The organism is Frigoribacterium sp. CFBP9029, from assembly GCF_034045305.1.
Lineage (GTDB): Bacteria > Actinomycetota > Actinomycetes > Actinomycetales > Microbacteriaceae > Frigoribacterium.
On sequence record NZ_JAXCWB010000006.1, the window covers coordinates 142097 to 163941 of the forward strand.

Annotated in this window: 23 protein-coding genes and 1 tRNA gene; 6 read left to right on the forward strand and 18 right to left on the reverse strand. The window is 72.0% G+C overall.

The window, feature by feature from the left end; translation table 11 throughout:
* Positions 1–360 precede the first annotated feature (360 nt).
* The 8 genes from SOM11_RS10200 to serS form a co-directional block, all read right to left on the reverse strand.
* Positions 361–1458, reverse strand: coding sequence for a phosphate ABC transporter substrate-binding protein PstS (locus tag SOM11_RS10200; protein WP_320477945.1), 1098 nt, complete (start codon positions 1456–1458; stop codon positions 361–363).
* Between the two features lie 190 nt (positions 1459–1648).
* Positions 1649–2419 carry an SCO1664 family protein gene (locus SOM11_RS10205; protein ID WP_320477946.1) on the reverse strand — a complete coding sequence of 257 codons (771 nt, stop codon included), beginning with the start codon at positions 2417–2419 and terminating at the stop codon, positions 1649–1651.
* Positions 2416–3051 (reverse strand): DUF3090 domain-containing protein, encoded by a 636-nt coding sequence (locus SOM11_RS10210; protein WP_320477947.1) that lies wholly within the window; start codon positions 3049–3051, stop codon positions 2416–2418. Before SOM11_RS10210 ends, SOM11_RS10205 begins: the two co-directional genes overlap by 4 nt.
* Before the next feature lie 154 nt (positions 3052–3205).
* Positions 3206–3892 (reverse strand): MSMEG_4193 family putative phosphomutase, encoded by a 687-nt coding sequence (locus tag SOM11_RS10215; RefSeq protein ID WP_320477948.1) that lies wholly within the window; start codon positions 3890–3892, stop codon positions 3206–3208.
* Positions 3893–3960: 68 nt separating this feature from the next.
* On the reverse strand, positions 3961–4980 hold the full coding sequence (locus tag SOM11_RS10220) for a glycoside hydrolase family 6 protein (protein ID WP_320477949.1): 1020 nt from the start codon (positions 4978–4980) through the stop codon (positions 3961–3963).
* 158 nt (positions 4981–5138) lie between these two features.
* Positions 5139–5223 (reverse strand) — tRNA-Ser (locus SOM11_RS10225).
* A 224-nt stretch (positions 5224–5447) separates the two neighbouring features.
* Positions 5448–6284, reverse strand: a complete 837-nt coding sequence (locus SOM11_RS10230; RefSeq protein ID WP_320477950.1) for an HAD-IIB family hydrolase — start codon at positions 6282–6284, stop codon at positions 5448–5450.
* Positions 6281–7546: a serine--tRNA ligase gene (serS, locus tag SOM11_RS10235; protein ID WP_320477951.1), complete on the reverse strand. Its 1266-nt coding sequence runs from the start codon at positions 7544–7546 to the stop codon at positions 6281–6283. Before serS ends, SOM11_RS10230 begins: the two co-directional genes overlap by 4 nt.
* A gap of 62 nt (positions 7547–7608) precedes the next feature.
* Here serS and SOM11_RS10240 point away from each other — a divergent pair, with 62 nt between their 5' ends.
* Positions 7609–8661: a diacylglycerol/lipid kinase family protein gene (locus SOM11_RS10240; RefSeq protein WP_192060761.1), complete on the forward strand. Its 1053-nt coding sequence runs from the start codon at positions 7609–7611 to the stop codon at positions 8659–8661.
* Positions 8662–8731: 70 nt separating this feature from the next.
* Here the strand turns inward: SOM11_RS10240 and pheA are convergent, their stop codons facing one another.
* On the reverse strand, positions 8732–9691 hold the full coding sequence (gene pheA / locus SOM11_RS10245) for a prephenate dehydratase (RefSeq protein WP_243214965.1): 960 nt from the start codon (positions 9689–9691) through the stop codon (positions 8732–8734).
* 69 nt (positions 9692–9760) lie between these two features.
* On the opposite strand from pheA, the gene pgm reads away from it, so the two are divergent.
* Positions 9761–11380: a phosphoglucomutase (alpha-D-glucose-1,6-bisphosphate-dependent) gene (pgm, locus tag SOM11_RS10250; protein ID WP_192060763.1), complete on the forward strand. Its 1620-nt coding sequence runs from the start codon at positions 9761–9763 to the stop codon at positions 11378–11380.
* Between the two features lie 104 nt (positions 11381–11484).
* Here the strand turns inward: pgm and SOM11_RS10255 are convergent, their stop codons facing one another.
* On the reverse strand, positions 11485–11724 hold the full coding sequence (locus SOM11_RS10255) for a hypothetical protein (RefSeq protein WP_192060764.1): 240 nt from the start codon (positions 11722–11724) through the stop codon (positions 11485–11487).
* A 4-nt stretch (positions 11725–11728) separates the two neighbouring features.
* Entirely contained in the window at positions 11729–12547 is an 819-nt protein-coding gene (locus tag SOM11_RS10260; RefSeq protein WP_320477952.1) for a M15 family metallopeptidase, read from the reverse strand.
* A gap of 367 nt (positions 12548–12914) precedes the next feature.
* Here SOM11_RS10260 and SOM11_RS10265 point away from each other — a divergent pair, with 367 nt between their 5' ends.
* The 3 genes from SOM11_RS10265 to SOM11_RS10275 all read left to right on the forward strand — a co-directional run bounded on the left by SOM11_RS10265 (position 12915) and on the right by SOM11_RS10275 (position 14015).
* Positions 12915–13544: a MarR family winged helix-turn-helix transcriptional regulator gene (locus SOM11_RS10265; RefSeq protein ID WP_320477953.1), complete on the forward strand. Its 630-nt coding sequence runs from the start codon at positions 12915–12917 to the stop codon at positions 13542–13544.
* A 196-nt stretch (positions 13545–13740) separates the two neighbouring features.
* Positions 13741–13890, forward strand: a complete 150-nt coding sequence (locus SOM11_RS10270) for a hypothetical protein (protein ID WP_192060767.1) — start codon at positions 13741–13743, stop codon at positions 13888–13890.
* Positions 13890–14015 (forward strand): hypothetical protein, encoded by a 126-nt coding sequence (locus tag SOM11_RS10275; protein ID WP_256415641.1) that lies wholly within the window; start codon positions 13890–13892, stop codon positions 14013–14015. The genes SOM11_RS10270 and SOM11_RS10275 overlap by 1 nt, the downstream gene beginning before the upstream one ends.
* A gap of 65 nt (positions 14016–14080) precedes the next feature.
* Here the strand turns inward: SOM11_RS10275 and SOM11_RS10280 are convergent, their stop codons facing one another.
* Positions 14081–15070, reverse strand: coding sequence for a site-specific DNA-methyltransferase (locus SOM11_RS10280; protein WP_320477954.1), 990 nt, complete (start codon positions 15068–15070; stop codon positions 14081–14083).
* Positions 15071–15223: 153 nt separating this feature from the next.
* Between SOM11_RS10280 and SOM11_RS10285 the strand changes: the two genes are divergently transcribed.
* A complete protein-coding gene (locus tag SOM11_RS10285; RefSeq protein ID WP_192060769.1) occupies positions 15224–15508 on the forward strand; it encodes a GNAT family N-acetyltransferase in 285 nt (94 codons plus the stop codon).
* 234 nt (positions 15509–15742) lie between these two features.
* Here the strand turns inward: SOM11_RS10285 and SOM11_RS10290 are convergent, their stop codons facing one another.
* From SOM11_RS10290 to SOM11_RS10315, 6 genes are all read right to left on the reverse strand, one after another.
* The gene (locus SOM11_RS10290) at positions 15743–16792 is read right to left on the reverse strand and encodes a lipoate--protein ligase family protein (protein ID WP_192060770.1); all 1050 of its coding nucleotides are present in this window, start codon (positions 16790–16792) and stop codon (positions 15743–15745) included.
* 10 nt (positions 16793–16802) lie between these two features.
* Complete coding sequence (locus SOM11_RS10295) at positions 16803–17669, reverse strand: alpha/beta hydrolase (protein WP_243214980.1); 867 nt, start codon at positions 17667–17669, stop codon at positions 16803–16805.
* A gap of 152 nt (positions 17670–17821) precedes the next feature.
* Complete coding sequence (locus SOM11_RS10300; RefSeq protein ID WP_320477955.1) at positions 17822–18454, reverse strand: PepSY domain-containing protein; 633 nt, start codon at positions 18452–18454, stop codon at positions 17822–17824.
* A 221-nt stretch (positions 18455–18675) separates the two neighbouring features.
* Positions 18676–20196: a HAMP domain-containing sensor histidine kinase gene (locus SOM11_RS10305; RefSeq protein WP_320477956.1), complete on the reverse strand. Its 1521-nt coding sequence runs from the start codon at positions 20194–20196 to the stop codon at positions 18676–18678.
* The gene (locus SOM11_RS10310) at positions 20189–20866 is read right to left on the reverse strand and encodes a response regulator transcription factor (RefSeq protein WP_192060774.1); all 678 of its coding nucleotides are present in this window, start codon (positions 20864–20866) and stop codon (positions 20189–20191) included. Before SOM11_RS10310 ends, SOM11_RS10305 begins: the two co-directional genes overlap by 8 nt.
* A gap of 197 nt (positions 20867–21063) precedes the next feature.
* Positions 21064–21816 (reverse strand): SDR family NAD(P)-dependent oxidoreductase, encoded by a 753-nt coding sequence (locus tag SOM11_RS10315; protein WP_243214995.1) that lies wholly within the window; start codon positions 21814–21816, stop codon positions 21064–21066.
* Between the last annotated feature and the right edge of the window lie 29 nt (positions 21817–21845).

The following is a 21845-nucleotide window of genomic DNA, read 5'->3' on the forward strand; positions in this document are numbered from 1 at the left end:
GCGCCTCCTGATCCGATGGGGGTGCGGCGGGTTCCCGTCATCCGCGGCGGGTCAGCGCTGACCCGCCCGCGATGACACGAACCCGCCGAACCCGCACGGCGCCGCCCCGCCCAACCTGCAGCACGCCGCCCGGCCGACCCGCGCCTCCTGACCCGCGCCTCCTGATCCGATCGGGGTGCGGCGGGTTCCCGTCATCCGCGGCGGGTCAGCGCTGACCCGCCCGCGATGACACGGACCCGCCGCACCCGCACGGCACCCCGCGACGCACCCGCACGGCACCCGCGACGCACCCGCACGGCACCCGCGACGCAGCGAGGCCGCCACCCCGCAGGGGTGACGGCCTCGTGCTGGAGCGCGGTGCTACTTGATGAGCTCGATGGCGCTGGCGACCTCGGTCGACAGCTCGCTCGAGATGGGAGCCGAGCCGGCGGCGTCGGCGGCGACCTGCTGGCCGTCCTCGCTCGTGACGTAGCTGAGGTACGACTTGACGAGCTCGCCCTGCGCCTCGTCCTCGTACGACTCGCACGCGATCAGGTAGCTGATCAGCACGATCGGGTAGACGCCGGCCTCGGTCGAGGTGCGGTCGAGCTCGATGGCGATGTCGCCCTCGCCCCGGCCCTCTTCGCGCGGCGAGGCGTCGACGATGGCGGCGGCCGCGTCGGCCGAGTACTCGACGAACTCGTCGCCGACCTTGATCTTGGCGACACCGAGGTCACCGGCGCGCGAGGCGTCGGCGTAGCCGATGGTGCCGTCGCTGTTGGTGACGGCGTCGATCATGCCGGTGGTCTGGTTGGCGCCCTCACCGCTGTCGAGGGGCCAGACTCCGTCGGCCTCCTCGGTCCACACGTCGGGGGCCGTGGCGTGCAGGTAGTCGGTGAAGTTCTCGGTGGTGCCCGAGTCGTCCGAGCGGTGCACGGCGGTGATGGCCGTGCTGGGCAGCTCGGCGTCGGGGTTGTCGGCGGCGATCTCGTCGGCGTCCCACGTGGTGATCGAGCCGTTGAAGATGCCGGCGATCGTGGCGGGCGAGAGGTTGAGCTCGTCGACGCCCTCGACGTTGAAGATGACGGCGATGGGCGAGACGTAGGCGGGCAGCTCGACGATGTCGGTGTCGGGCGTGCAGCCGGCGAAGGTGCTCGACTCGAGCTCCTCGGCCTTGAACGCGCGGTCGGAGCCGGCGAAGTCGGCGGCACCCGAGATGAAGCTCTCGCGCCCGCCGCCCGAGCCCTGCGCGTCGTAGTTGACGGTGACGCCCTCGTTGGCGGTCTGGAAGGCGGCGACCCAGGCCTCCTGGGCCGACTGCTGCGACGAGGCGCCGATGCCGGAGATCGTGCCGGACAGGTCGGAGGATGCGCTCTCGGAGGGGCTGGTCGAGCCGCCTTCGTTCGAGGCGCAGGAGGCGAGGAGGACGGTGCCGACGGCGGCGATCGCCAGGACGGTACCAGTGCGCTTGAGTTTCATCGGGTTCCTTCGTGAGGTGCTGAAAGCAAGGGATTCGAGGTGCTCAGAAGAATCTGACTGCAGCTCGTGTCTCACTCACGTCCTGTCCGTGTCCTGTCGGTGAACGGACGGTCTCAGCACGGTCACGATCCGACACGCGGGCTCAGAACGGCTCCGGCTCAGAACAGCGCGGGCTCAGAGCAGCGTCAGCTCAGAACAGCGGCCAGGGCACCGCCGACGACTCCCCCGACGGTGCGGGGAACCGGCCCGCGCCGAGCAGGGTCTCGAGGCGCGCGATCGTCGCGACCCGCGCCTCCTCGGTCAGCAGGCCGGCCAGCTCGACGCCGAGGTCGCCGTCGAGGTCGGTGCGGAGTCGTCGCAGCGCCGCGGTCTCGTCGTCGTCGAGCTCGTCGCCGATCCAGCCCCAGAGGACGGTGCGGAGCTTGTGCTCGACGTGGAAGGTCAGACCGTGGTCGACCCCGTGGCGGCGGCCGTCGGCGAGGGCGAGCACGTGGTCGCCCTTGCGGTCGGCGTTGTTGACGACGACGTCGAACACGGCCATGCGGCGGAGCGCGATGCTGTCTTCATGCACGAGCGAGACGGGCCGGTCGTCTTCGTCGGAGCCCTCGAGCACCGTGCGCCAGCCGGTTTCGGGCACCTCGTCGGTCGGCAGCAGGTCGACGGCGGGGTGCCCGGGGTCGATCTCGCACCAGAGCTGGACCATGCCGGGCCCGTGCGGTCCGTCGCGCAGCCAGGTGCGCGGCACGATGTCCCAGCCGAGCGCCTCGGAGACGAGGTGGGCGGCGACCTCGCGCCGGGCGAGGTCGCCGCCGGGGAAGTCCCACAGGGGGCGTTCGCCGCGACTCGGCTTGTAGACGACCTCGCGGTCGCCGATCAGCCCGACGAAGGTCGCGTTCGAGGCCGTGGTCAGTCGCGCCGTGAGCTCGAGCTCGGCGCCGTCGAGGTCGACCTCGTCGCTCACCAGAGGTCGCCGGCGGGGCAGTCGTGGCCCTCGGGGTCGAGCGGGTTGCCGCAGCGTGGGCAGAGCGGACGACCGGCGCGGACGATGCCGAGCGTGCGGGTGGCGAAGGCCCTCGCCGTGCCCACGGGGATGCGGACGCGCAGCAGCTCGGCGGGCTCGACCGCCTCGGCCAGCATGGCGAGCTCGGGGTCGTCGGCGGACGGCTCGAACGAGAACCCGTCGAGACCGCCGCCGGAATCGGGCTCGGAGTCGTCGGACTCGGTGCCGTCGTCTTCGATCAGGGGGAACGCCTCGATGACCACCTGCGCGGTCGACGGGTCCCAGCCGAGGCTGATGGCGCCGGTGCGGAACTCGGGGGCGACGGGCTGGTCGAGGGGCTCGTCGTCGAGCAGCTCGACCGGTGTGTCGGTGGGGATGGTGACGGGGTTGCCGCGACCCTCGGCCGCCTTGAGCTCGTCGAGCAGCTCGTCGACCTTCTCGGCGAGCACCGCGGCCTGCTGCTTCTCGAGCCCCACGCTGACGACGCGGGCCCCGGCACGGACCTGCAGGTAGAAGGCGCGTGCCCCCGGCTGACCGATGGTGCCGACGACGAAACGGTCGGGCCAGTCGAATCCGTGCACGATTGTTGGCATGCGCTCATCCTACGAGCGTGACCCGCCGAGTGACCCGGGAGGCGCGGTGCCGGTCAGGAGGCGCGGTGCCCGTCAGGAGGCGCGGTGCCCGTCAGGCGCGACCCGCACCTCCTGAAGGCGCGCGGCGCGGCCCCGTCAGGAGGCGCGGCGCCGGTCAGGCGTGCCCCGCACCCCCGCCCACGGGTGCGTCGCCCGTCGGGGCCGCCGCCCGGAGCCACGACAGGTCGCCCGAGTCGGTGTTCGTCGCGATCACGTCGGGCCGGTGCGCGCCGTACCGGACGATCGAGACCGAGGCGGGGCCGACCGAGACGCGCTGGAAGAGGTCGAGGTGCATGCCGAGCGCGTCGGCGAGCACCGACTTGATGATGTCGCCGTGGCTGACGGCGACCCAGACGGCGCCGGGCCCGTGCTCCGCCTCGATCTCGGCGTCGCGGCGACGGATCGCGGCGACCGCCCGCGACTGCATCGTCGCCATCGCCTCGCCGCCCGGGAACACGACGGCGGAGGGCTGCGACTGCACCACCGACCAGAGCGGCTCTTTCGCGAGGTCGCCGAGCGCGCGACCCTGCCAGTCGCCGTAGTCGCACTCGGTGATGCCCTCGTCGAGCGGGCTGTCGAGCGGCCCCTGCTGGCGGTCGATGATGAACGAGGCGGTCTGGCGGCACCGGTCGAGCGGACTCGACACGACCGCCACGACCGGGACGTCGGCGATGCGCTCGGCGGTGCGGGCCGCCTGCTCACGGCCGACGCGGTCGAGATCGACGCCGGGCGTGCGACCGGCGAGCAGACCGCTGGCGTTCGCGGTGGTGCGGCCGTGCCGCACGAGGAGGACTGTTGCCATACCCCGGAGCCTACGGGCGACCACCGACGGGCGGGTTCGCTGCCGAAGCACCCGCTGCCGGCGCACGGCTACGGGCGGTTGGCCACCAGGGCCGTCGCGTACGACGGGAACCACACGCCGGCGGCCGGGCCGCCCCCGCACGGGCCATCGCTGGCGCCCGGCGTCTTGATCCAGAGCTGGGCGTCGAGCTTGCCCGTGCCGCTCGTGCGGTGCGGGTTCACGCCGAGCCCGGCGCCGGGCGCGTTGCACCAGGTGCCCTTCCAGCCGCGTCCGTTGCGGGAGACGTCGATGACGTAGTTCGCGCCTCCTACCGCCTTCGACACCTTCTGCGCGTAGGCGTTCTCGGCGGCGACCGGGTAGTAGTTCGAGACGTTGGTCGCGAAGCCCCGGGCGACGCCGACCCCCGCCGCGACGAGCCGCTTCGCCATGACGTCGGCGGGCACCCAGTTCGAGTTGCCGGCGTCGATGTACGAGGGGACCCCGGCGTTGCTCAGAGCCGTGACGGCCTTCTTGATCAGGGCCTCACGACCCGTCGCGAGCTCGGGGCAGCTGCTGAGGTGGGCGAGCGCGTCGGGCTCGACGATCACGACGGCCCTGTGGCCCTTGAGGGTGTCGGCGATGCGCTGGTTCCAGGCGAGGTACGCGGTGGACGACGCCGCGCCTCCTCCCGAGTAGCCGCCGCAGTCGCGGTTCGGGATGTCGTACGTGACGAAGACGGGGGTCGTGCCGGCCTTCTTCGCCTCGGCGAGGTTGTAGCGGACGACCTCGACGAGCTGCGCGTCGGTGTACCACGAGCCCAGCCAGATGGCGACGGACTGCCCGGCGATGGTGCGGGCGGCGGCGGCGTCCTTCGTGCGGCCCTGCTTCGCCAGGGCGTCGGCGGCGCGCGAGGCCTCGCTCGACTTCTGCACGTAGAGCCCGCCCGCGTAGATCGTGCTGGTGGGGGCGGTCTTGATCGTGGCGCGCGTGACGGTGGCCGTGCCGGTCGTCGCGGCGTCAGCCGACGAGGCCGGGACGATGGAGGCGAGGCCTGTGGCGAGAACGAGTGCACCGACGGCGACGACGCTCGCGAATGCGAGACGGGTCATGGGATGGATCCTTGCGGGGTGTCGGGCCTCGGGTGTGGGCGGATGTGCTCACGGCCTCACCAAGTGCACCATGTCTCGTCGCGCGGCGTAGCCCCGTCTTCGGGGCACAGCGGATATCGGACAGCCGTCCGCCGAGGAGGCGCGGTGCCGGTCGGATGCGGAGGGCGTGGGATTCGAACCCACGAGACATCTCTGCCCACTTGTTTTCAAGACAAGCTCCATCGGCCGCTCGGACAGCCCTCCCGGCGCCGGGCTGACTACACCGCCACCGAGTACACACGCCGCCACAGGAATCGATGGCGGGGTGTTGAGTCCGTGGCGCGGAGGGAACCCCGGCGACCGCCGCCGAGTCTACCGGACGGGGCCGGGGCGCTAGGGGGCGACCACGAGCGCGAAGGCGGGCGTGTGCGGCCAGGCCGGGCGGGTGCCGACGCCCGTTCTGGCCGGACTCGCCCGGGTTCTGCGACCTAGAGCGTCGCGAGCGCCGTCGCCAGGCCGTCTTCCAGGTCGCTGCCGGTCTGCTCGCTGGCGACCTCGACCACGTCGTCGGGCGCCTGACCCATGGCCACGCCGCGACCCTCGGCCGAGGCCCAGCGCAGCATGTCGATGTCGTTGCGTCCGTCGCCGGCCGCGAGCACCCGGTCGCGCGGCACGTCCAGCCACTCGCGCACCCGCTCGAGCGCCGTGGCCTTCGTCACGCCGTCGGGCGCGATGTCGAGCCACGCCGTCCACCCGACGTTGTAGTTCACCTTCGACAGCCCCATGCGCTCGACGACCTCGAGGAACTCGTCGGTGCCGTGGTCGGGCGACACGACGACGACGCGGGTCGCGGGGCGCTCGCCCAGCCGCTCGAACTCGACCTTCTCGGCGTTGCCCGCGGCCTCGATCACCGGGAACGTGCCGCAGTAGCGCATCACCCCGTCGCGATCCTCGACGGCGTAGCCGCCCTCGGACAGGTTCGAGCGGATCGTCGTCAGCACCTCGGTGGGATCGAACTCCTCGACGAAGACCTGCCGGTAGCCGGTCGGCGCCGTCTCGTCACGGCCGAGCGTGATGGCCCCGTTGGCGCAGACGACGTAGTCGGAGACCAGACCCAGCCGCTCGAGCACCGGCAGCGTCATCGACACCGAACGACCGGTGGCGATCATCACCTGGTGGCCGTCGGAGGCCAGGCGCCGGATCTCGTCGGAGACCGCGTCGCTGATCGTGCCGGTCTCTTGCATGATGGTGCCGTCGATGTCGAGGCAGACGAGCCACTGCTCGTCGTCGGGCAGAGCCGCCGCAGCGGCCGAGGCGTTCGTCATGCGACCGGCTCGATGATCTCGAGGCCGCCGAGGTAGGGGCGCAGCGCCTCGGGCACCACGACCGAACCGTCGGGCTGCTGGTGCGTCTCGAGGATCGCCACGAGCCAGCGCGTCGTCGCCAGCGTGCCGTTCAGCGTCGCGACCGGCGCCGTCTTGCCGCTCTCGGTGCGGTAGCGGATGTCGAGGCGACGTGCCTGGAAGGTCGTGCAGTTCGAGGTGCTGCTGAGCTCGCGGTAGGTGCCCTGCGTCGGCACCCAGGCCTCGATGTCGTACTTGCGGGCCGCGCTCGAACCGAGGTCGCCGGCCGCGACGTCGATCACGCGGTAGTGCAGACCGAGTGCCTGCATCATCTGCTCCTGGAATCCGACGAGCGCGAGGTGCTCGGCCTCGGCCTGGTCGGGGTGCACGTAGGTGAACATCTCGAGCTTGTTGAACTGGTGCACGCGCAGGATCCCGCGGTTGTCGCGACCCGCGGCGCCGGCCTCGCGGCGGTAGCAGGTCGACCATCCGGCGTAGCGGATCGGCCCCGACTCGACGTCGAGGATCTCGTCGGCGTGGTACCCGGCGAGCGCGACCTCGCTCGTGCCGGTCAGGTAGAGGTCGTCGGCGGGCAGGTGGTAGACCTCGTCGGCGTGGGCGCCGAGGAACCCGGTGCCGGCCATGATCTCGGGCCGCACGAGCGTGGGCGTGATGAGCGGCGTGAAGTCGTTCTGGAGGGCCAGGTCGAGCGCCATGTTCATCATGCCGAGCTCGAGTCGGGCCCCGATGCCCCGCAGGAAGTAGAACCGCGAGCCCGACACCTTCGTGCCGCGCTTGATGTCGATCGCCCCGAGCTTCTCGCCCAGGTCGGCGTGGTCGAGCGGTTCGAAGTCGAACTCGCGTCGGGTGCCGACCTCGCGCAGCGTGACGAAGTTCTCTTCGCCGCCCGCGGGGACCCCGTCGATGATCGGGTTGCCGATCGCCCGGATGGCGCGGTCGAAGACGGCGTCGGCCTCGGTGGACTCGGCCTGCGCGGCCTTCACCCGGCCGGCGAGCTCCTGAGCCTGGGCGACCAGCGCCTTCTTCTCGTCTTTCGGAGCCTTCGCGACGGTCTTGCCGAACGCGTTCTGCTCCGCTCGCAGCTCCTCGAACGCCGCGATGGCCGCCCGGCGGGCCGTGTCGGCCGCGACGGCGTCGTCGACCGCCGACTCGGACTCACCCCGGGCACGCTGACTCGTCTTGATGAGGTCGGGGGCGTCGCGCAGCAGCTGGGGATCGATCACGCGACCATCCTAAAAGAGATTCGCCGCGCCTCTCTCGGTCCGGCGTCGCCTAGGTTTGCTGCATGACGACCTCCTCCTCCCCCGCCGAGAGGCCCTCGTCGACCGAGGCCCCGTCGGCCGCCTCCGAGGGTGGGGCGGGTCGCGATGCGACCGCCGTGCGGACGGCAGCCGTGGTCTACAACCCGATCAAGGTCGACCTGAAGACCATCCGCGCGTCGGTGCTCCGGCACCAGGACGACGCCGGGTGGGGCCCGACGCGGTACTACGAGACGTCGAAGGAGGATCCAGGAGGCGCGGTGACGGCGACCGCGCTCGCCGACGGCGCGTCGATGGTGATCGCGGCCGGCGGCGACGGCACGGTCCGTGCGGTGGCCGAGGCGCTGCGCGGGTCGGACGCCTCACTCGCGCTGCTGCCCTCGGGGACCGGCAATCTGCTGGCCCGCAACCTGTCGCTCACGCTCGACCGCCTCGACGACTCGATCGCGACGGCCTTCCGAGGCCGCGACCGTGACATCGATCTCGGCGTCGTGGACATCGAGCGCGAGAACGGCGACCGCGAGACCAAGGTGTTCGTCGTGATGGCGGGCGTCGGGCTCGACGCCAAGATGCTCGCGAACACGAACGACGAGCTGAAGAGACGGGTCGGCTGGCTCGCCTACGTCGACGCCATCGCCCGGGCGCTGCGCGACGACAACAAGATCGACGTGCGGTACCAGCTCGACGACGGCGAGACGAAGACGATGAGCGCGCACACGATCATCGTCGGCAACTGCGGCCTGCTGCCCGCGAACATCATGCTGCTGCCCGACGCCGCGGTCGACGACGGCATCTTCGACATCGTGGCGCTGAGGCCCGAGGGCGTCATCGGCTGGGCGCAGATCTGGATCAAGATCGTGTGGGAGAACGGGGTGCTGCGGCGCAGCCACGTCGGGCGCCGCATCATGGCCGCGAACTCGCGCGAGGTGCGCACGCTCCGCTACAACAAGGGGAAGAAGCTCGTCGTGCGACTCGAGAGCGCCCAGGACTTCGAGATCGACGGCGACTCGGTGGGCAAGGCGGTCGCGCTGCGCGCGGTGGTCGACCCCGGGGCGCTCACGGTGCGGGTTCCCGCCTAGCCGCGCTGGGGCCGCCGCGCCGGTGCCCGCTCAGCCGCGCTGGCTCTGGCGGCTGCGCCCGCGCCGCCCGCTACGCCGGGTCGACGCCCGACACGAGGCCGCGCAGCCAGTCGCGGGCGTCGACGAAGGCCTCGTCGTCGTACCGGGGCGACACCTCGACAGGCGAGCCGTCGGCGCGCGGGTACGAGCCGAGGAACGTCACGTTCGGGCTGAACCGCTTGAGCCCGAGCAGGGCGTCGGCCACGCGTTCGTCGAGCACGTGACCCTCGAGGTCGATCACGAACCGGTACCGGCCGAGGGCGTCGCCGATCGGTCGGGACTGGATGAGACTCAGGTTGATGCCCCGGGTCGCGAACTGCTCGAGCATGTCGACCAGGGCGCCGGCGCCGTCGACGGGCAGCTCGACGATCAGGCTCGTCTTGTCGGCGCCGGTCGCCGGCGGCACGGGGACGGTGCGGCTGACCAGCACGAAGCGTGTGACGGCGTTCGCGTTGTCGCCGATGCCCGTCGCGAGCACCTCGACGTCGTGGTGGGCGGTGATGCCGGGCGGTGCGACGGCGGCGTCCGCCTCGCCCTGGCCGCGGTCGGCGCGCAGCAGATCGGCCGCGGCCGCGACGTTCGAGCTGGCCGGGATGTGACCGTGGCCGGGCAGGTTGGCCTCTAGCCAGAGGTGGGTCTGGGCGTAGGCGACCGGGTGCGCGTTGACGACCCGCACCTCCTCGAGTCGGGTGCCCGGCCGGGCCACGAGCACGAAGTCGACCCGCACCAGGTACTCGCCCACGATGCGGAGGCCAGGCACGGTCGCCAATGCGTCCTGAGTGGCGCTGACGCCGCCCTCGACGCTGTTCTCGATCGCGATCATGGCGGCGGTGCTGCGACCCGCGACGACGTCGGCGAGCGCCTCGCCCACGTTGTTGACGCTGCGCCATTCGGCACCCACGGCCTCGGGCACCTGCTTCAGCGCGGCCTCGGTGAACGTGCCCGCCGGGCCCAGATAGCTGTAGGTCGACGAGGAGGCGGTGGTCGGCATGTCCGAGAGCCTACTGAGGCCTGTGGAGACCCTGCGACGAACGTCGGCGGCTGGTGCCAGGATGACCTCATGACAGACCGAGCCGGAACCCCCGCCGAAGCCAGCGACCTCATCGACCCCGAAGAGGTCTCGGCCGCGTACTACGAACTCGTGCCCGACGTCTCGGACCCCGAGCAGAAGGTCGTCTTCGGCACCTCGGGTCACCGCGGCTCGTCGCTCGACTCGGCGTTCAACGAGACGCACATCGCCGCCATCACGCAGGCGATCGTCGAGTACCGCGCGGGCCAGGGCATCACCGGGCCGCTGTTCATCGGGCGCGACACGCACATCCTCAGCGGGCCGGCCGAGCGCACGGCGGTCGAGGTGCTCGTCGGCAACGGCGTGCACGTGCTCGCCGACTCCGAGGGCGGCTACGTGCCGACCCCCGCGCTCAGCCACGCGATCCTCGTGTACAACGCCGACCCGGCGCACACCGACAAGGCCGACGGCATCGTCGTCACCCCCAGTCACAACCCGCCCCGCGACGGCGGCTTCAAGTACAACCCGCCGCACGGCGGCCCCGCCGACAGCGAGGCCACGAACTGGATCGCCACCCGCGCCAACGAGATCATCGCCGCGGGCAACGTCGACGTCGTGCGCGGCGACGGCAGCCCGGGTCGGCACGACTTCCTCCGCGGCTACGTCGGCGACCTCGCCAACATCATCGACATCGAGGCCATCAAGAAGGCCGGCGTCCGCATCGGAGCCGACCCCCTGGGCGGCGCGAGCGTCGCGTACTGGGGCGCCATCCGCGACGTCTACGGCCTCGACCTGACCGTCACCAACCCCGGCGTCGACCCGACCTGGCGCTTCATGACCCTCGACTGGGACGGCAAGATCCGCATGGATCCCTCGAGCCCCTCGGCCATGGCCAGCGTCGTGCACCGCAAAGACGAGTTCGACGTGCTGACCGGCAACGACGCCGATGCCGACCGCCACGGCATCGTCACCCCCGACGGCGGGCTGATGAACCCCAACCACTACCTCGCCGTCGCGATCGACTACCTCTACACGCACCGCCCGCAGTGGCGCGACGACGCCGCCATCGGCAAGACGCTGGTCTCGTCGAGCATCATCGACCAGGTGGCCGAGTCGCACGGGCGACGCCTGTGGGAGGTCCCGGTCGGGTTCAAGTGGTTCGTACCCGGACTCGTCGATGGCTCGGTCGGCTTCGGTGGCGAAGAGAGCGCGGGCGCGTCGTTCCTCCGCCACGACGGCACCGTGTGGACGACCGACAAAGACGGCATCCTGCTCGCACTGCTCGCGAGCGAGATCCTCGCCGTCACGGGCAAGACGCCCTCGCAGCTGTACGCCGAGCTCGTCGAGAAGTTCGGCGACCCCGTCTACCAGCGGGTCGACGCCGCCGCCTCGAAAGACCAGAAGGCCCGCCTCGGCAAGCTGAGCGGCGACGACATCACGGCGACCGAGCTGGCGGGCGACCCGATCACCGCCAAGCTCACCGAGGCACCCGGCAACGGCGCGTCCATCGGCGGTCTCAAGGTCGTCACCGACAAGGCGTGGTTCGCCGCCCGCCCGTCGGGCACCGAAGACGTCTACAAGATCTACGCCGAGTCGTTCGAGGGGCCCGAGCACCTCGCCCGCGTGCAGGCCGAGGCCAAGCAGATCGTCGACGCCGCGCTGCAGGGCTGAGCCGCGCCTCCCGCACCGCCCGACGGGCGTGTTCGCGACGGACGGGCGACTTCGGTCGCCCTTGTCGGACGAACACGTCCGTCTTGCTGCCCCGAGACCGCGCGTCAGTCGTCTCGACGGGCGCGCAGGCGACGCACCGTGTCGCGGGCCGACAGGACGATGCCCCAGAAGATCACGATGATGCCGACCGGCACGCCGAACAGGGCGATCCCTTCGATCCGTCCGCGCCAGTCCCAGTAGCTGAAAGCGAGGAACGCCCCCACGCCGAGTGCGACGAAGACCAGGCCGATGATGACGAGCTGTCGACCTGTGGCGGGCTTCTCGTCGGCGGGCGGACGTCGCATGGGGTCAGCCGGCGTAGCCGGGCGCTGCGGGCAGGTCGAAGAACTCCTCGAGGGTCGTCACGCCCGTCTCGTGCATCTCGGTCGAGAGGTCCGTGCCGATGTACCGGAAGTGCCACGGCTCGAAGGTGAACCCGGTCACCGCGACCTTGTCGGCGGGGTACCGCAGCAAGAACCCGAAGCGCCAGGCGTTCGCCGCGAGCCACTTCCCCTGCGGGGTGTCGCCGAAGCACGCCTGCAGCGCGCAGCTGAGGGGCACGGGGCTGATGTCGAGCGCGAGCCCGGTCTGGTGCTCGCTGAACCCGGGGCGGGCGCTCTGCGCGTCGGCCTGGGTCTGCCCGAGTCGCTGCACCCAGCCGTCGTAGACGCTGACCTGCGTGTCGTACGACCGGTACGCGCTCTGGACCTGGAACGCCCCCGCACCCTCAGCCTCCCCCGCGGCGAACATCTCGACGACCGCGTCGGCGACCTCGGCGCGCAGCGTGGGCGGGTTCTGACTCTGCACGTCGGGCGTGACGAGATCGGTCGGCGCGTAGTCGACGGGGTCGAGCGGACGCAGCTTGTCGCTGACGACCCAGAGGCTCGAGGGGTCGTCGATCGACCGCGCGGACCTGTCGAAGGCGGGCGTCGTCGGGGACGCAGGAGGCGCCTCCTCGGTCTCCGAGGGAACCGGCGTCGCCGCCGTGGGCGTCTCGGACGGGCTGGGCGAGGCCGGAGACGAGGGCGCGGGAGTCGCCGCCGAGCACGACGCGAGCAGCGCCGCGGCGACGATCGCGGCGAGGGGCAGCAGGATCGCCGTGCGGGACGAGAAGGGGCGGGAGGTCATCGCGTCGAGCCTAGTTCGTCGGCTCGGCGGCGATCAGGAGCCCGCCCCCACGTCGGGTCCGGGGCGGGTCCGGACCGGGCCGGCGTCGGGCTCGCGTCGGGTCCGCATCAGGCTCGCGGCGGGTGCTCGTAGGGCGCGGGTCGGAAGCTGGAGGTCGCCTCGGTATCCCTCGCCGCGGACCGAACCGGCGCCGCAAGGGGGTAGCGTGTTCCTTGCTGGAGGTGCTAGCCACCTCCCCGGTCGTCTCATCCCCGGCGTACCCTGCCCGTGAAGCTCACGCGGGAGGTGCGACGACCACAAGGGCCGCCCCTCGTCTCGAGGTGTGGCCCTTGGCATGTCCGCCGCCGGTGAAGCTAGTCTCTCTAGCATGGCGACCAACAGACCCTCGGCCCTCTACGACGCCACCGGCTACTGGTACACGAGCAGCGCCGAAGAGCGCGGGGTCGAGGTGCTCAACGCCCTGCGCCGCTACCGCTCCGCCGAGTCGGACATGCGCAAGCGGACCCGCGACTCGATGGGCATGGGCGACACCGACCTGGCCGCTCTGAGATTCCTGGTGCGGGCGTCCCGCCGCGGCGAGGACGTCAACGCGAAGGACCTCGCGACGCATCTCGGCATCACCTCGGCCTCGACCTCGGTCCTGATCGCCCGACTGGTCGCCAGCGGGCACCTGCGGCGCAACCCGCACCCGACCGACCGGCGCGGCGTGCTGCTGACCGTCACGAACGACTCGCACGTCGAGGTCCGCTCGACGCTGTCGGCCATGCACCGACGCATGATCGTGACGGCCGAGTCGATGTCCGCCGACGAGCAGGCGGTCGTCGCGTCGTTCCTCGACTCGATGTCGGAGGCGCTGTCGATCGACGACCACGCCGCCGAAGCGGAGAGCCCGGCCGACGGCCCGGCCGACAGCTCAGCCAACGGCCCGGCCGAGCACCCGGCCCAGAGCACGGCCGGGAGCCACGAACCGACCGACTCCGAGAACCGTATCCGCTGAACGAATCGAGCCGGGGAGTGTCTAGACAACCTAGGCACCCTCTGCCAGTCTCATCGGACGGCCCCGATTCACGGCGGGGCCACCGACCCCGGTTCACGGCCGGAGTCGCACGGATCGGCCCCTGGTCGACCCGTGACCGCAGCACCGATCACGATGGATCAGCCGGCATCGCAGGGATGCCAGAAACGAGCAGGACATGACTGCACTCACCCCGACGCCTCGAGGACGTCGCTCGAACCCGATCGACGCCGGCCACGACACGACGGTCGTCGTCATCGTCGTCGCCGCTCTCGGCACGGTGGTCAGCCTCGGTGCTGCCGTCGGCACCGCCCTCGGACTCCTCTGATGAACGCCCAGATGCTCCAGTCGCTCACGCACGAGCAGCTGGTCGCGGTCGTCCGCGGCACCGTCTCGGCCGGTGGCGCCCACGCCGTCGACCACGGTCAGCAGATCACGCAGACCGCCGCCTGAACCCCTCCTGCTAAGCGCCGGGCCTGCGGCCTCGACCTCCCCGCGACAGGGGCGGTCTCACGAGGTCAGTCCGCCTCGGCGACCGTCGTCCGTGCCGGCTTCGCGGTGGCCGGCTTCGCGGTTGCCGGCTTCGCGGTCGCCGGCTTGCGAGCGGCGGCGGGCTTGCGAGCGGCCGGCTTGCGCGTCGCGCGGGGCTTGACCACGGTGACGTCCGCCTGCGGGAGCCGCCTGCGCATCACGGCCACCGCCTCCTCGTTGCTGTCCACCAGCACGAAACGCCGGCCGAGCGACTCGGCCACGGCTCCGGTCGTGCCGCTGCCGGCGAAGAAGTCGAGCACCCAGTCGCCCTCGCGGCTCGACGCCTGGATCATGCGTCTCAGCACGCCTTCGGGCTTCTGCGTCGGGTAGCCGGTCTTCTCACGGCCCGTCGGCGACACGATCGTGTGCCACCAGACGTCGGTCGGCAGCTTGCCCCGCGCGACCTTCTCGGGAGTGACCAGCCCGGGAGCCATGTAGGGCTCGCGGTCGACCGTCTCGGAGTCGAAGTGGTACCGGGCAGGATCCTTCACGTAGACGAGGATCGTGTCGTGCTTGGTGGGCCACCGGTTACGGCTCTTCGCGCCGTAGTCGTACGCCCAGATGATCTCGTTCAGGAAGTTGTCGCGACCGAACAGCACGTCGAGCAGCACCTTCGCGTAGTGCGCTTCGCGGTAGTCGAGGTGCAGATAGAGGGTGCCGTCGGGGGCGAGCAGGCGCCAGGCCTCGGCGAGTCTCGGCTCGAGGAACGACCAGTAGTCCTCGAAGCGGTCGTCGTAGCGCATCAGGTCGCCGCGGATCCGCTCGTACGCGACGCCCTTGAAACCCGTGACGGCGGTCACCGAGTCGTCGGCGCTGCGGACCGAGGTGGTCGTCCGCCGCTTCTGCGCCCGCCCCGTGTTGAACGGCGGGTCGAGGTAGACGACCGTGAACGCCTCGTCGGGCAGTCGCGGCGTCACCTCGAGGTTGTCACCCTGGACCACGAGGCTCGAGGAGGCGCTGGTCCAGTTCAGGGGCATGCCCCCATTCTGTCGCGTGCCGGGCCCGGCTCCGCCCACCCTCGCCGCGCCTCCTGCGGGCCGGCCCCGACCGGAGCGGAGTGGGGCGGAGGGGGACGGAGGGCGACGGAGGGGGCGAGGGCGGGTCGGGGGCGGCGGGCGTAGCGTGACGGGATGAACGCCGTAGTAGAGAACCGCCCGGACCAGAACCAGTACGCCCTCGTGGAGGGCGACACGACCGTGGGCTTCGCCGCCTACGAGATCGTCGGCGACGAGATCCGCTTCACGCACACCGAGATCGAGCCGAGCCGACGCTCGACCGGCCTCGGCGCGCAGCTGGTGCAGGGCGCGCTCGACGACGTGCGCGAGAACAGCACCCGCCGCGTCGTCCCGCTCTGCCCGTTCGTGGTCGACTACATCGACGAGCACGTCGACTACCGCGAGCTTCTCAACCGCTGACCGGGCCGCCCGCCCGTCGGCGCCGTCGCCGGCGGCGACCACGGTGGTCAGATGGCGCCCCTCGCGGCCGCACGAAGGGCCGTTTCTGCCCACCGTCGCCGCCGGCACTCGCCGCCGAACCCCACGGTGGTCGGATGACGCCCTTCGCGACCGCATGAAGGGCCGTTTCTGCCCACCGTCGCACCCAGCGCACGCCGCCGGCGACCCTCGCGGCCGGACGGCGCGCGGGGGCGCTCAGGGGACGCGGCGCAGCCACTCCGGCGTCGCGAACTTCGTCGTCACGAGCTGCTCGGCCTGAGCCAGCTCGTCGTCGGTGACGCGACCCGTCGTCGCGCCGTACAGCCCGGCGAAGGTCTGCTTGAGCCGCTCGATGATCTCGGTGCGGGGCAGCCCGGTCTGACTGCGCAGCGGGTCGACGCGCTTCGCCGCGCTGGTCGTGCCCTTGTCGCTCATCTTCTCGCGGCCGATGCGCAGCACCTGCACCATCTTCTCGCCGTCCATGTCGTACGACATCGTGGCGTGATGCAGCAGGGCGCCGTTGCCGAGGCGCTTCTGCGCGGCCCCGCCGATCTTGCCCTTCGCCGACGTGATGTCGTTGAGCGGCTGGTAGAACGCGTCGATGCCGAGCGACTTGAGCGCCGTGATCACCCACTCGTCGAGATACGCGTACGAGTCGGCGAAGCTCATGCCCTGCACGAGCTCGCCCGGTGCGTACAGCGAGTAGGTGACGATCGACTCGGCGTCCATGAACATGGCGCCGCCGCCGCTGATCCGACGGACGACCTCGAAGCCGTGCGTCGCCGCGTTGTCGAGGTCGACCTCGTTCTTCAGCGACTGGAAGCTGCCGATCACGACGGCCGGCTGGTTCCACTCCCAGAAGCGCAGGGTCGGGCCGCGGCGACCCGCGCCGACCTCCTCGGTCAGCACCTGGTCGAGCGCGAGGTGCATGTTGGGCGAGACCGGCTCGTCGTGGATGATCTGCCAGTCGTAGTCGCGCCAGTCGGTGGCCTTCGAGAGACTGCGGCGGACGGCGACCGCGATGGCCTCGGGGCTGAAGCCGAGCAGCACCGCGTCGTCGGGCAGACCTCGACGGATGGCCGCGGCGATCGTCGCCGCATCGGACTCGACCGGCAGGCCGTTGACGGCCCGGTCGATGGCGTCGAGCGCCGTGTCGGGCTCGAGGAAGAAGTCGCCGGCGAGCCGGAACCCGGCGATGCGCCCGTCGCCCACCTCGAGATCGACGACCACGAGCTTGCCGCCAGGGACCTTGTACTCACCGTGCATGAGTCGCAGCCTAGGCCACGCGGTCGTCGAGCCACCGGACGAGATCGGCCACGACCTCGTCGCGGTTCGTCTCGTTGAAGACCTCGTGCCGGGCGCCGGTGTAGACGATCAGCTCGACGTCGCTGAGGCCGCTGCGACCGAGGTACGCCGACGCGAGCCTGCGGGCGCTCGCCTCGCCGCCGAGGGTGTCGTCGCTGCCCACCAGGATGAGCAGCGGCGGGTCGGAGTCGAGCGATCGCGACGGCCGCCCGAAGAGCCGCAGCGCGTCGCGGTAGCCGAACAGCTTCGCCACGGTCGCGACGGTCATCAGGGGGTCGGCGACGGCGCGCTCGATCACCGCGGTGTCGCGGCTGAGCCATTCGAACCCGGTGCCGCCCTCGTGCGCGTGCCGGGCGTTGAGGTCGCCGCCGTTCATGCTGCCCGGCATGCGGTAGGCCGTGCCGCTCAGCACGACGGCGTCGAAGAGCGACGCCTGCCGGTCGACGATCTTCTGCATCATGAGCGACCCCCACGAGTGCCCGAGGCCGACCAGCGGCAGACCGGGCTCGTCGGCCCGGATGATGCCCGTCAGCTGGGTGATCGCCTCGATCGTGCCCGCGAGACCCGACGGGCCGAGACGACCGAGCTTCGTGTGATCGCCGCCCCACTGGCCGAGCCCGGTCTCGCCGTGCCCGAGGTGATCGTCGGCGTAGACCGTGTAGCCGGCCCGCACGAGATCGTGGGCGAGCGCCTCGTAGCGCAACGCGTGCTCGGCGACGCCGTGCGCGATCTGCACGACGGCCTTGGGCGTGGCCGCACGCCACACGTAGTAGTGGACGGTGACACCGTGCTGATCGACGAAGGTGTGATCGCCGCGGGCGGGGATGAACTGGGGCACGGGGTCATCCTGCCAGTCGGGTACGACATCGGGCGGGCGCCGCCGGGTACGACATCGGGGCGGGCGCGGCCGGGAGGGAGGGGCGGAGACCGCAGGAGGCGCGGGTCGGCATCGGAGCCGACCCGCGCCTCCTCGGCTGCGGAGCCCGTCGGTCAGCGGCGGGGCGAGTCCACGTCGGTGCGCACCACGCCGAAGTCGGCGTCGAGGTCGACGTCGACCTCGGTGCCGTCGTCGAGGCGCACGTCGACCTCGTAGGCCACGTCGCGGTCGTCGCTGCGGTCGGCGTCGGTGACGACACCGCCGCCCGCGGCCTCGATCGCGGCGGCCGAGGCGCGGTCGTAGTCGGCCCCGGTCAGCTCGGCGTCGTCGCGGTCGCCCGTGGTGGGCGCGCCGGAGGCGGAGCCGGTCGCGACGTCGTCGCCGTCGCGGTCATCCGCGTCGACGCTGCCGGTCGAGCCCGTCGAGCCGGTCGAGCCGTCGTCGTCCGAGTCGCCGCGGTCGTCGACCCGGCTCGACACGACGGCGCCCTCGCCGTCGAGCAGCACCGAGACCTCGCGGCCGTCGTCGCGCGTGACGTCGACCTCGTAGCCCTCGAGGCCGTCGTCGAGGCGGTCGACGTCGGTCACGACGCCGCTGCCGACCTCGGCGAGCGCCGCCTGCGAGACGGACTCGCGGTCGGACGCCGACACGCGGTCGTCCAGAGTCGACGCGACGGCGATGCCGCCACCGGCGAGGACGATGACGGCCGCGGCCGCTCCGGCGATGATCATGGTCTTCTTCTTCACGGTGTCTCCGATCGTGGGGCCCTGGGGCCGGCTTCCGACGCGGCGGGGGCGCCGGTCGAGCTGATGACATCACTCTGGATCGGGGGCCCTGAAGCGACACTGAAGCCCGCTGAAGAACCGTTCAGGAGGCGCGGGTCAACCCGTTCAGGAGGCGCGGTTCGGCCTATTCACAAGGCCCGGGCCGACAAGTCAGGAGGCGCGGTTCGGCCCGTCCCGTCCGCTCAGGCCGCGCCGGCGGGCAGGTCGACGACGAAGCGCGCGCCGCCCAGCGGGGACTCGCCGACCGTGACCGTTCCGCCGTGCACGCGGGCGATCTCGCGGACGATCGCGAGCCCCAGGCCGCTGCCGCCCGAGTCGCGGGTGCGGGCCTCGTCGAGTCGCACGAACCGGTCGAAGACGCGCTCGCGGTCGGCCGGCGGCACTCCGGCTCCGTCGTCGTCGACCGTCAGCACGGCCCGCCCGTGCCGCTCGACCAGCCACACGGCGACCCGCGTCTCGGCGTGCCGGGCGGCGTTGGCGAGGAGGTTGCGCACCACCTGGCCGAGCAGCCCCTCGTCGCCGTCGACCCGCGCCGGGCCGACGCCGGTCGCGTCGACGGCGAGACCCGGTGTCGCCCCGCGCAGTCGCGCCGTCTCGGTCACCACGAGGTCGTCGAGGTCGACGGGGCGACGGGTGACGCCGAGCGCTCCCTCGTCGGCGCGAGCGAGGACCAGCAGGCCTTGCACGAGCCCGGTGAGCCGCGCCTCCTCGGTCATCACCGTGCCCGCGAGCGCGGCGCCGTCGATGCTCTCGGGGTGCAGCAGGGCGACCTCGGCGTGCTGGCGGATGGTCGCGAGGGGCGTCTTCAGCTCGTGCGAGGCGTCGCCGACGAAGCGGCGCTGGGCCGCGGCCGACGACTCGAGCCGGGCCAGCATGTCGTTCAGCGTGCGGGCGAGTCGGGCGACCTCGTCGGTGCCGCCGGGGTCGGCCACACGCCGATCGAGCTGCGCGGCCGTGACGGCGTCGACCTCGCGGCGCATCGCCTCGACGGGGCGGAGCGCCCGGCCGACGACGAGCCAGGTCGTCACGGCCAGCACCAGCAGAGCGACCGGGATCGCGACCCCGAGCGTGACGAGACTGGCCGAGGAGGCGGCCCGCGCCTCCTCGAGGGATCTCACGGCGACGACGGTGACGGTCGCCGCGGGGTCGGCGCTCGTGTCGGCGTCGGCGTCCTCCGCGTCGGAATCGGCGTCGGAGTCGGTATCGGAGTCGTCGTCGTCCGAGTCGACGGAGCCCGAACCCGAACCCGAGCCGGAGCCGGAGCCCGAGCCCGAGCCGCTCGAGGCGTCGTCGCCCGGTCGGGTCGCCGATTCGGTCGCCACGACGTACGTGTCGCCGTCGATCCGCGCCGTGGGGCCGAGCGCCGACGGGTCTCCGACGCTGCCGTCGGTGAGGTGCTCGAGCAGATCGTCGTCTCCCCCGGCGGCGAGCAGGGCCCCGGTGCGGTCGACGACGAGCACCGCTCCGTCGTCGGTGTCGCCCGCAGCGGCCGTCGCGGGCGCGGTGCCGGCCTCGATCGCCGACGCGACCCGGTCGGCGTCGGTCTGGGCCGCCGACCGCGGGGCGTCGTCGAGCACGGCCCGCTGCACGAGCGCGAAGACCAGGGTGAAGACGCCCAGCGTGAGGGCGACCGCGAGCACCGCGGCCACCGTGATCCGCAGCCGGAGGGAGGCGCGGCGCCCGACCGCGGGCCCGTCAGCCACCCTGAGCCTCCAGTCGGTACCCGGCGCCGCGCATCGTGACGATCGCCTCGCGCCCGAACGGCCGGTCGACCTTGTTGCGGAGGTGCCGCACGTAGACCTCGACGATGTTGGGGTCGCCCTCGAAGTCGTCGTTCCAGACGCCGTCGAGCACCTGGCGCTTCGTGACGACCTGCCCGACGTGCCGCATCAGGAACTCGAGCACCGCGAACTCGCGACTGGTCAGCTCGACGGCGGTGTCGCCGCGGTGCACGGTGCGCGAGGCGGGGTCGACGCGCAGGTCGCCGGCCTCGAGCACGACCGGGCGTTCGCGGGCGCCGCGCCGCACGAGCGCTCGCAGTCGCGCGAGCAGCACGACGAACGAGAACGGCTTGGTGAGGTAGTCGTCGGCGCCGGTGTCGAGCGCCTCGACCTGATCCCACTCGCCGTCCTTGGCGGTGAGCATGATGACCGGGGTCCAGTCGCCGCCCTCGCGCATGGATCGGCAGACGGCGTAGCCGCTCATGCCCGGCAGCATGATGTCGAGCACGACGGCGTCGTAGCTGCCCTCGCGGGTGCGCCAGAGGCCGTCGGTGCCGGTGGCCGCGACGTCGACCGCGATGCCCTCGGCCTCGAGCCCCAGCCGGAGCCCCTCGGCGAGCGCGGCCTGGTCTTCGACGACGAGCACGCGCACGGGGGCCTCCTGACGGCGCGCCGAGTGCGCGACCCGCCCATTCTGACGGGCCGGCGCTGAAGCAGGCCTGAAGCGCGCCTCCTCGGCCTCCGGTCGGCGGACTCGAGGAGTCGTGACACGCCGCGGGCGCTCGGGGTGCGCGGCGTGTCGTGACTCCTCGACGCTGGGAGGCGGAGGAGGGGCGCAGGAGGCGCGGGTCAGCGCGCCGAGTAGCCGCCGTCGACGAGGTGGTAGCTGCCCGTGATGAACGACGCGTCGTCGCTGAGGAGGAACAGCACGAGCGCCGAGACCTCCTTGTCGGTGCCGAGTCGGCCGGTCGCGTGCTGCGACTCGAGGTAGGCGAGCGCGTCGCCGTCGAGCGACGAGCGGACGAGCGGGGTGTCGATGAACCCGGGCCCCACGGCGTTGGTGCGGACCCCGCGGGCCGAGTACTCGAGGGCGGCGACCTTGGTCAGACCGACGAGGGCGTGCTTGCTCGCGACGTAGGCGGCGTTCTGCGCGATGCCGACCGAGCCGAGCACGGAACTCATGTTGACGACGGCTCCTCCGCCGGCCTCGACCATGGCGGGCAGCTGGTAGCGGAGGCCGTAGAAGACGCCGTCGAGGTCGACTCCGCGGACGCGATCCCACGCGGCGATGTCGTAGTCGCCGATGTCGGCGGCCGGGGCGCCGATGCCGGCGTTGTTCACGGCGAGGTGGAGGGCACCGTAGGTCGTCTTCGCGAACTCGACGGCCGCCTCCGACTGCTCGGCCTTCGCCGTGTTCTGCTCGAAGGCCGCGGCGGTTCCGCCGGCTGCGACGATCTCGTCGACGACGGACTGCGCCGCGTCGAGCTTGATGTCGGTGACGACCACGGAGGCGCCCTCTGCGGCCAGCGAGCGCGAGATCGCGGCGCCGATGCCGCTCCCGCCGCCGGTGACGAGTGCGGTCCTGTTGTCGAATCGAGCCATGATGCGTGCCTTCCGTCGTTCGGGGCCGG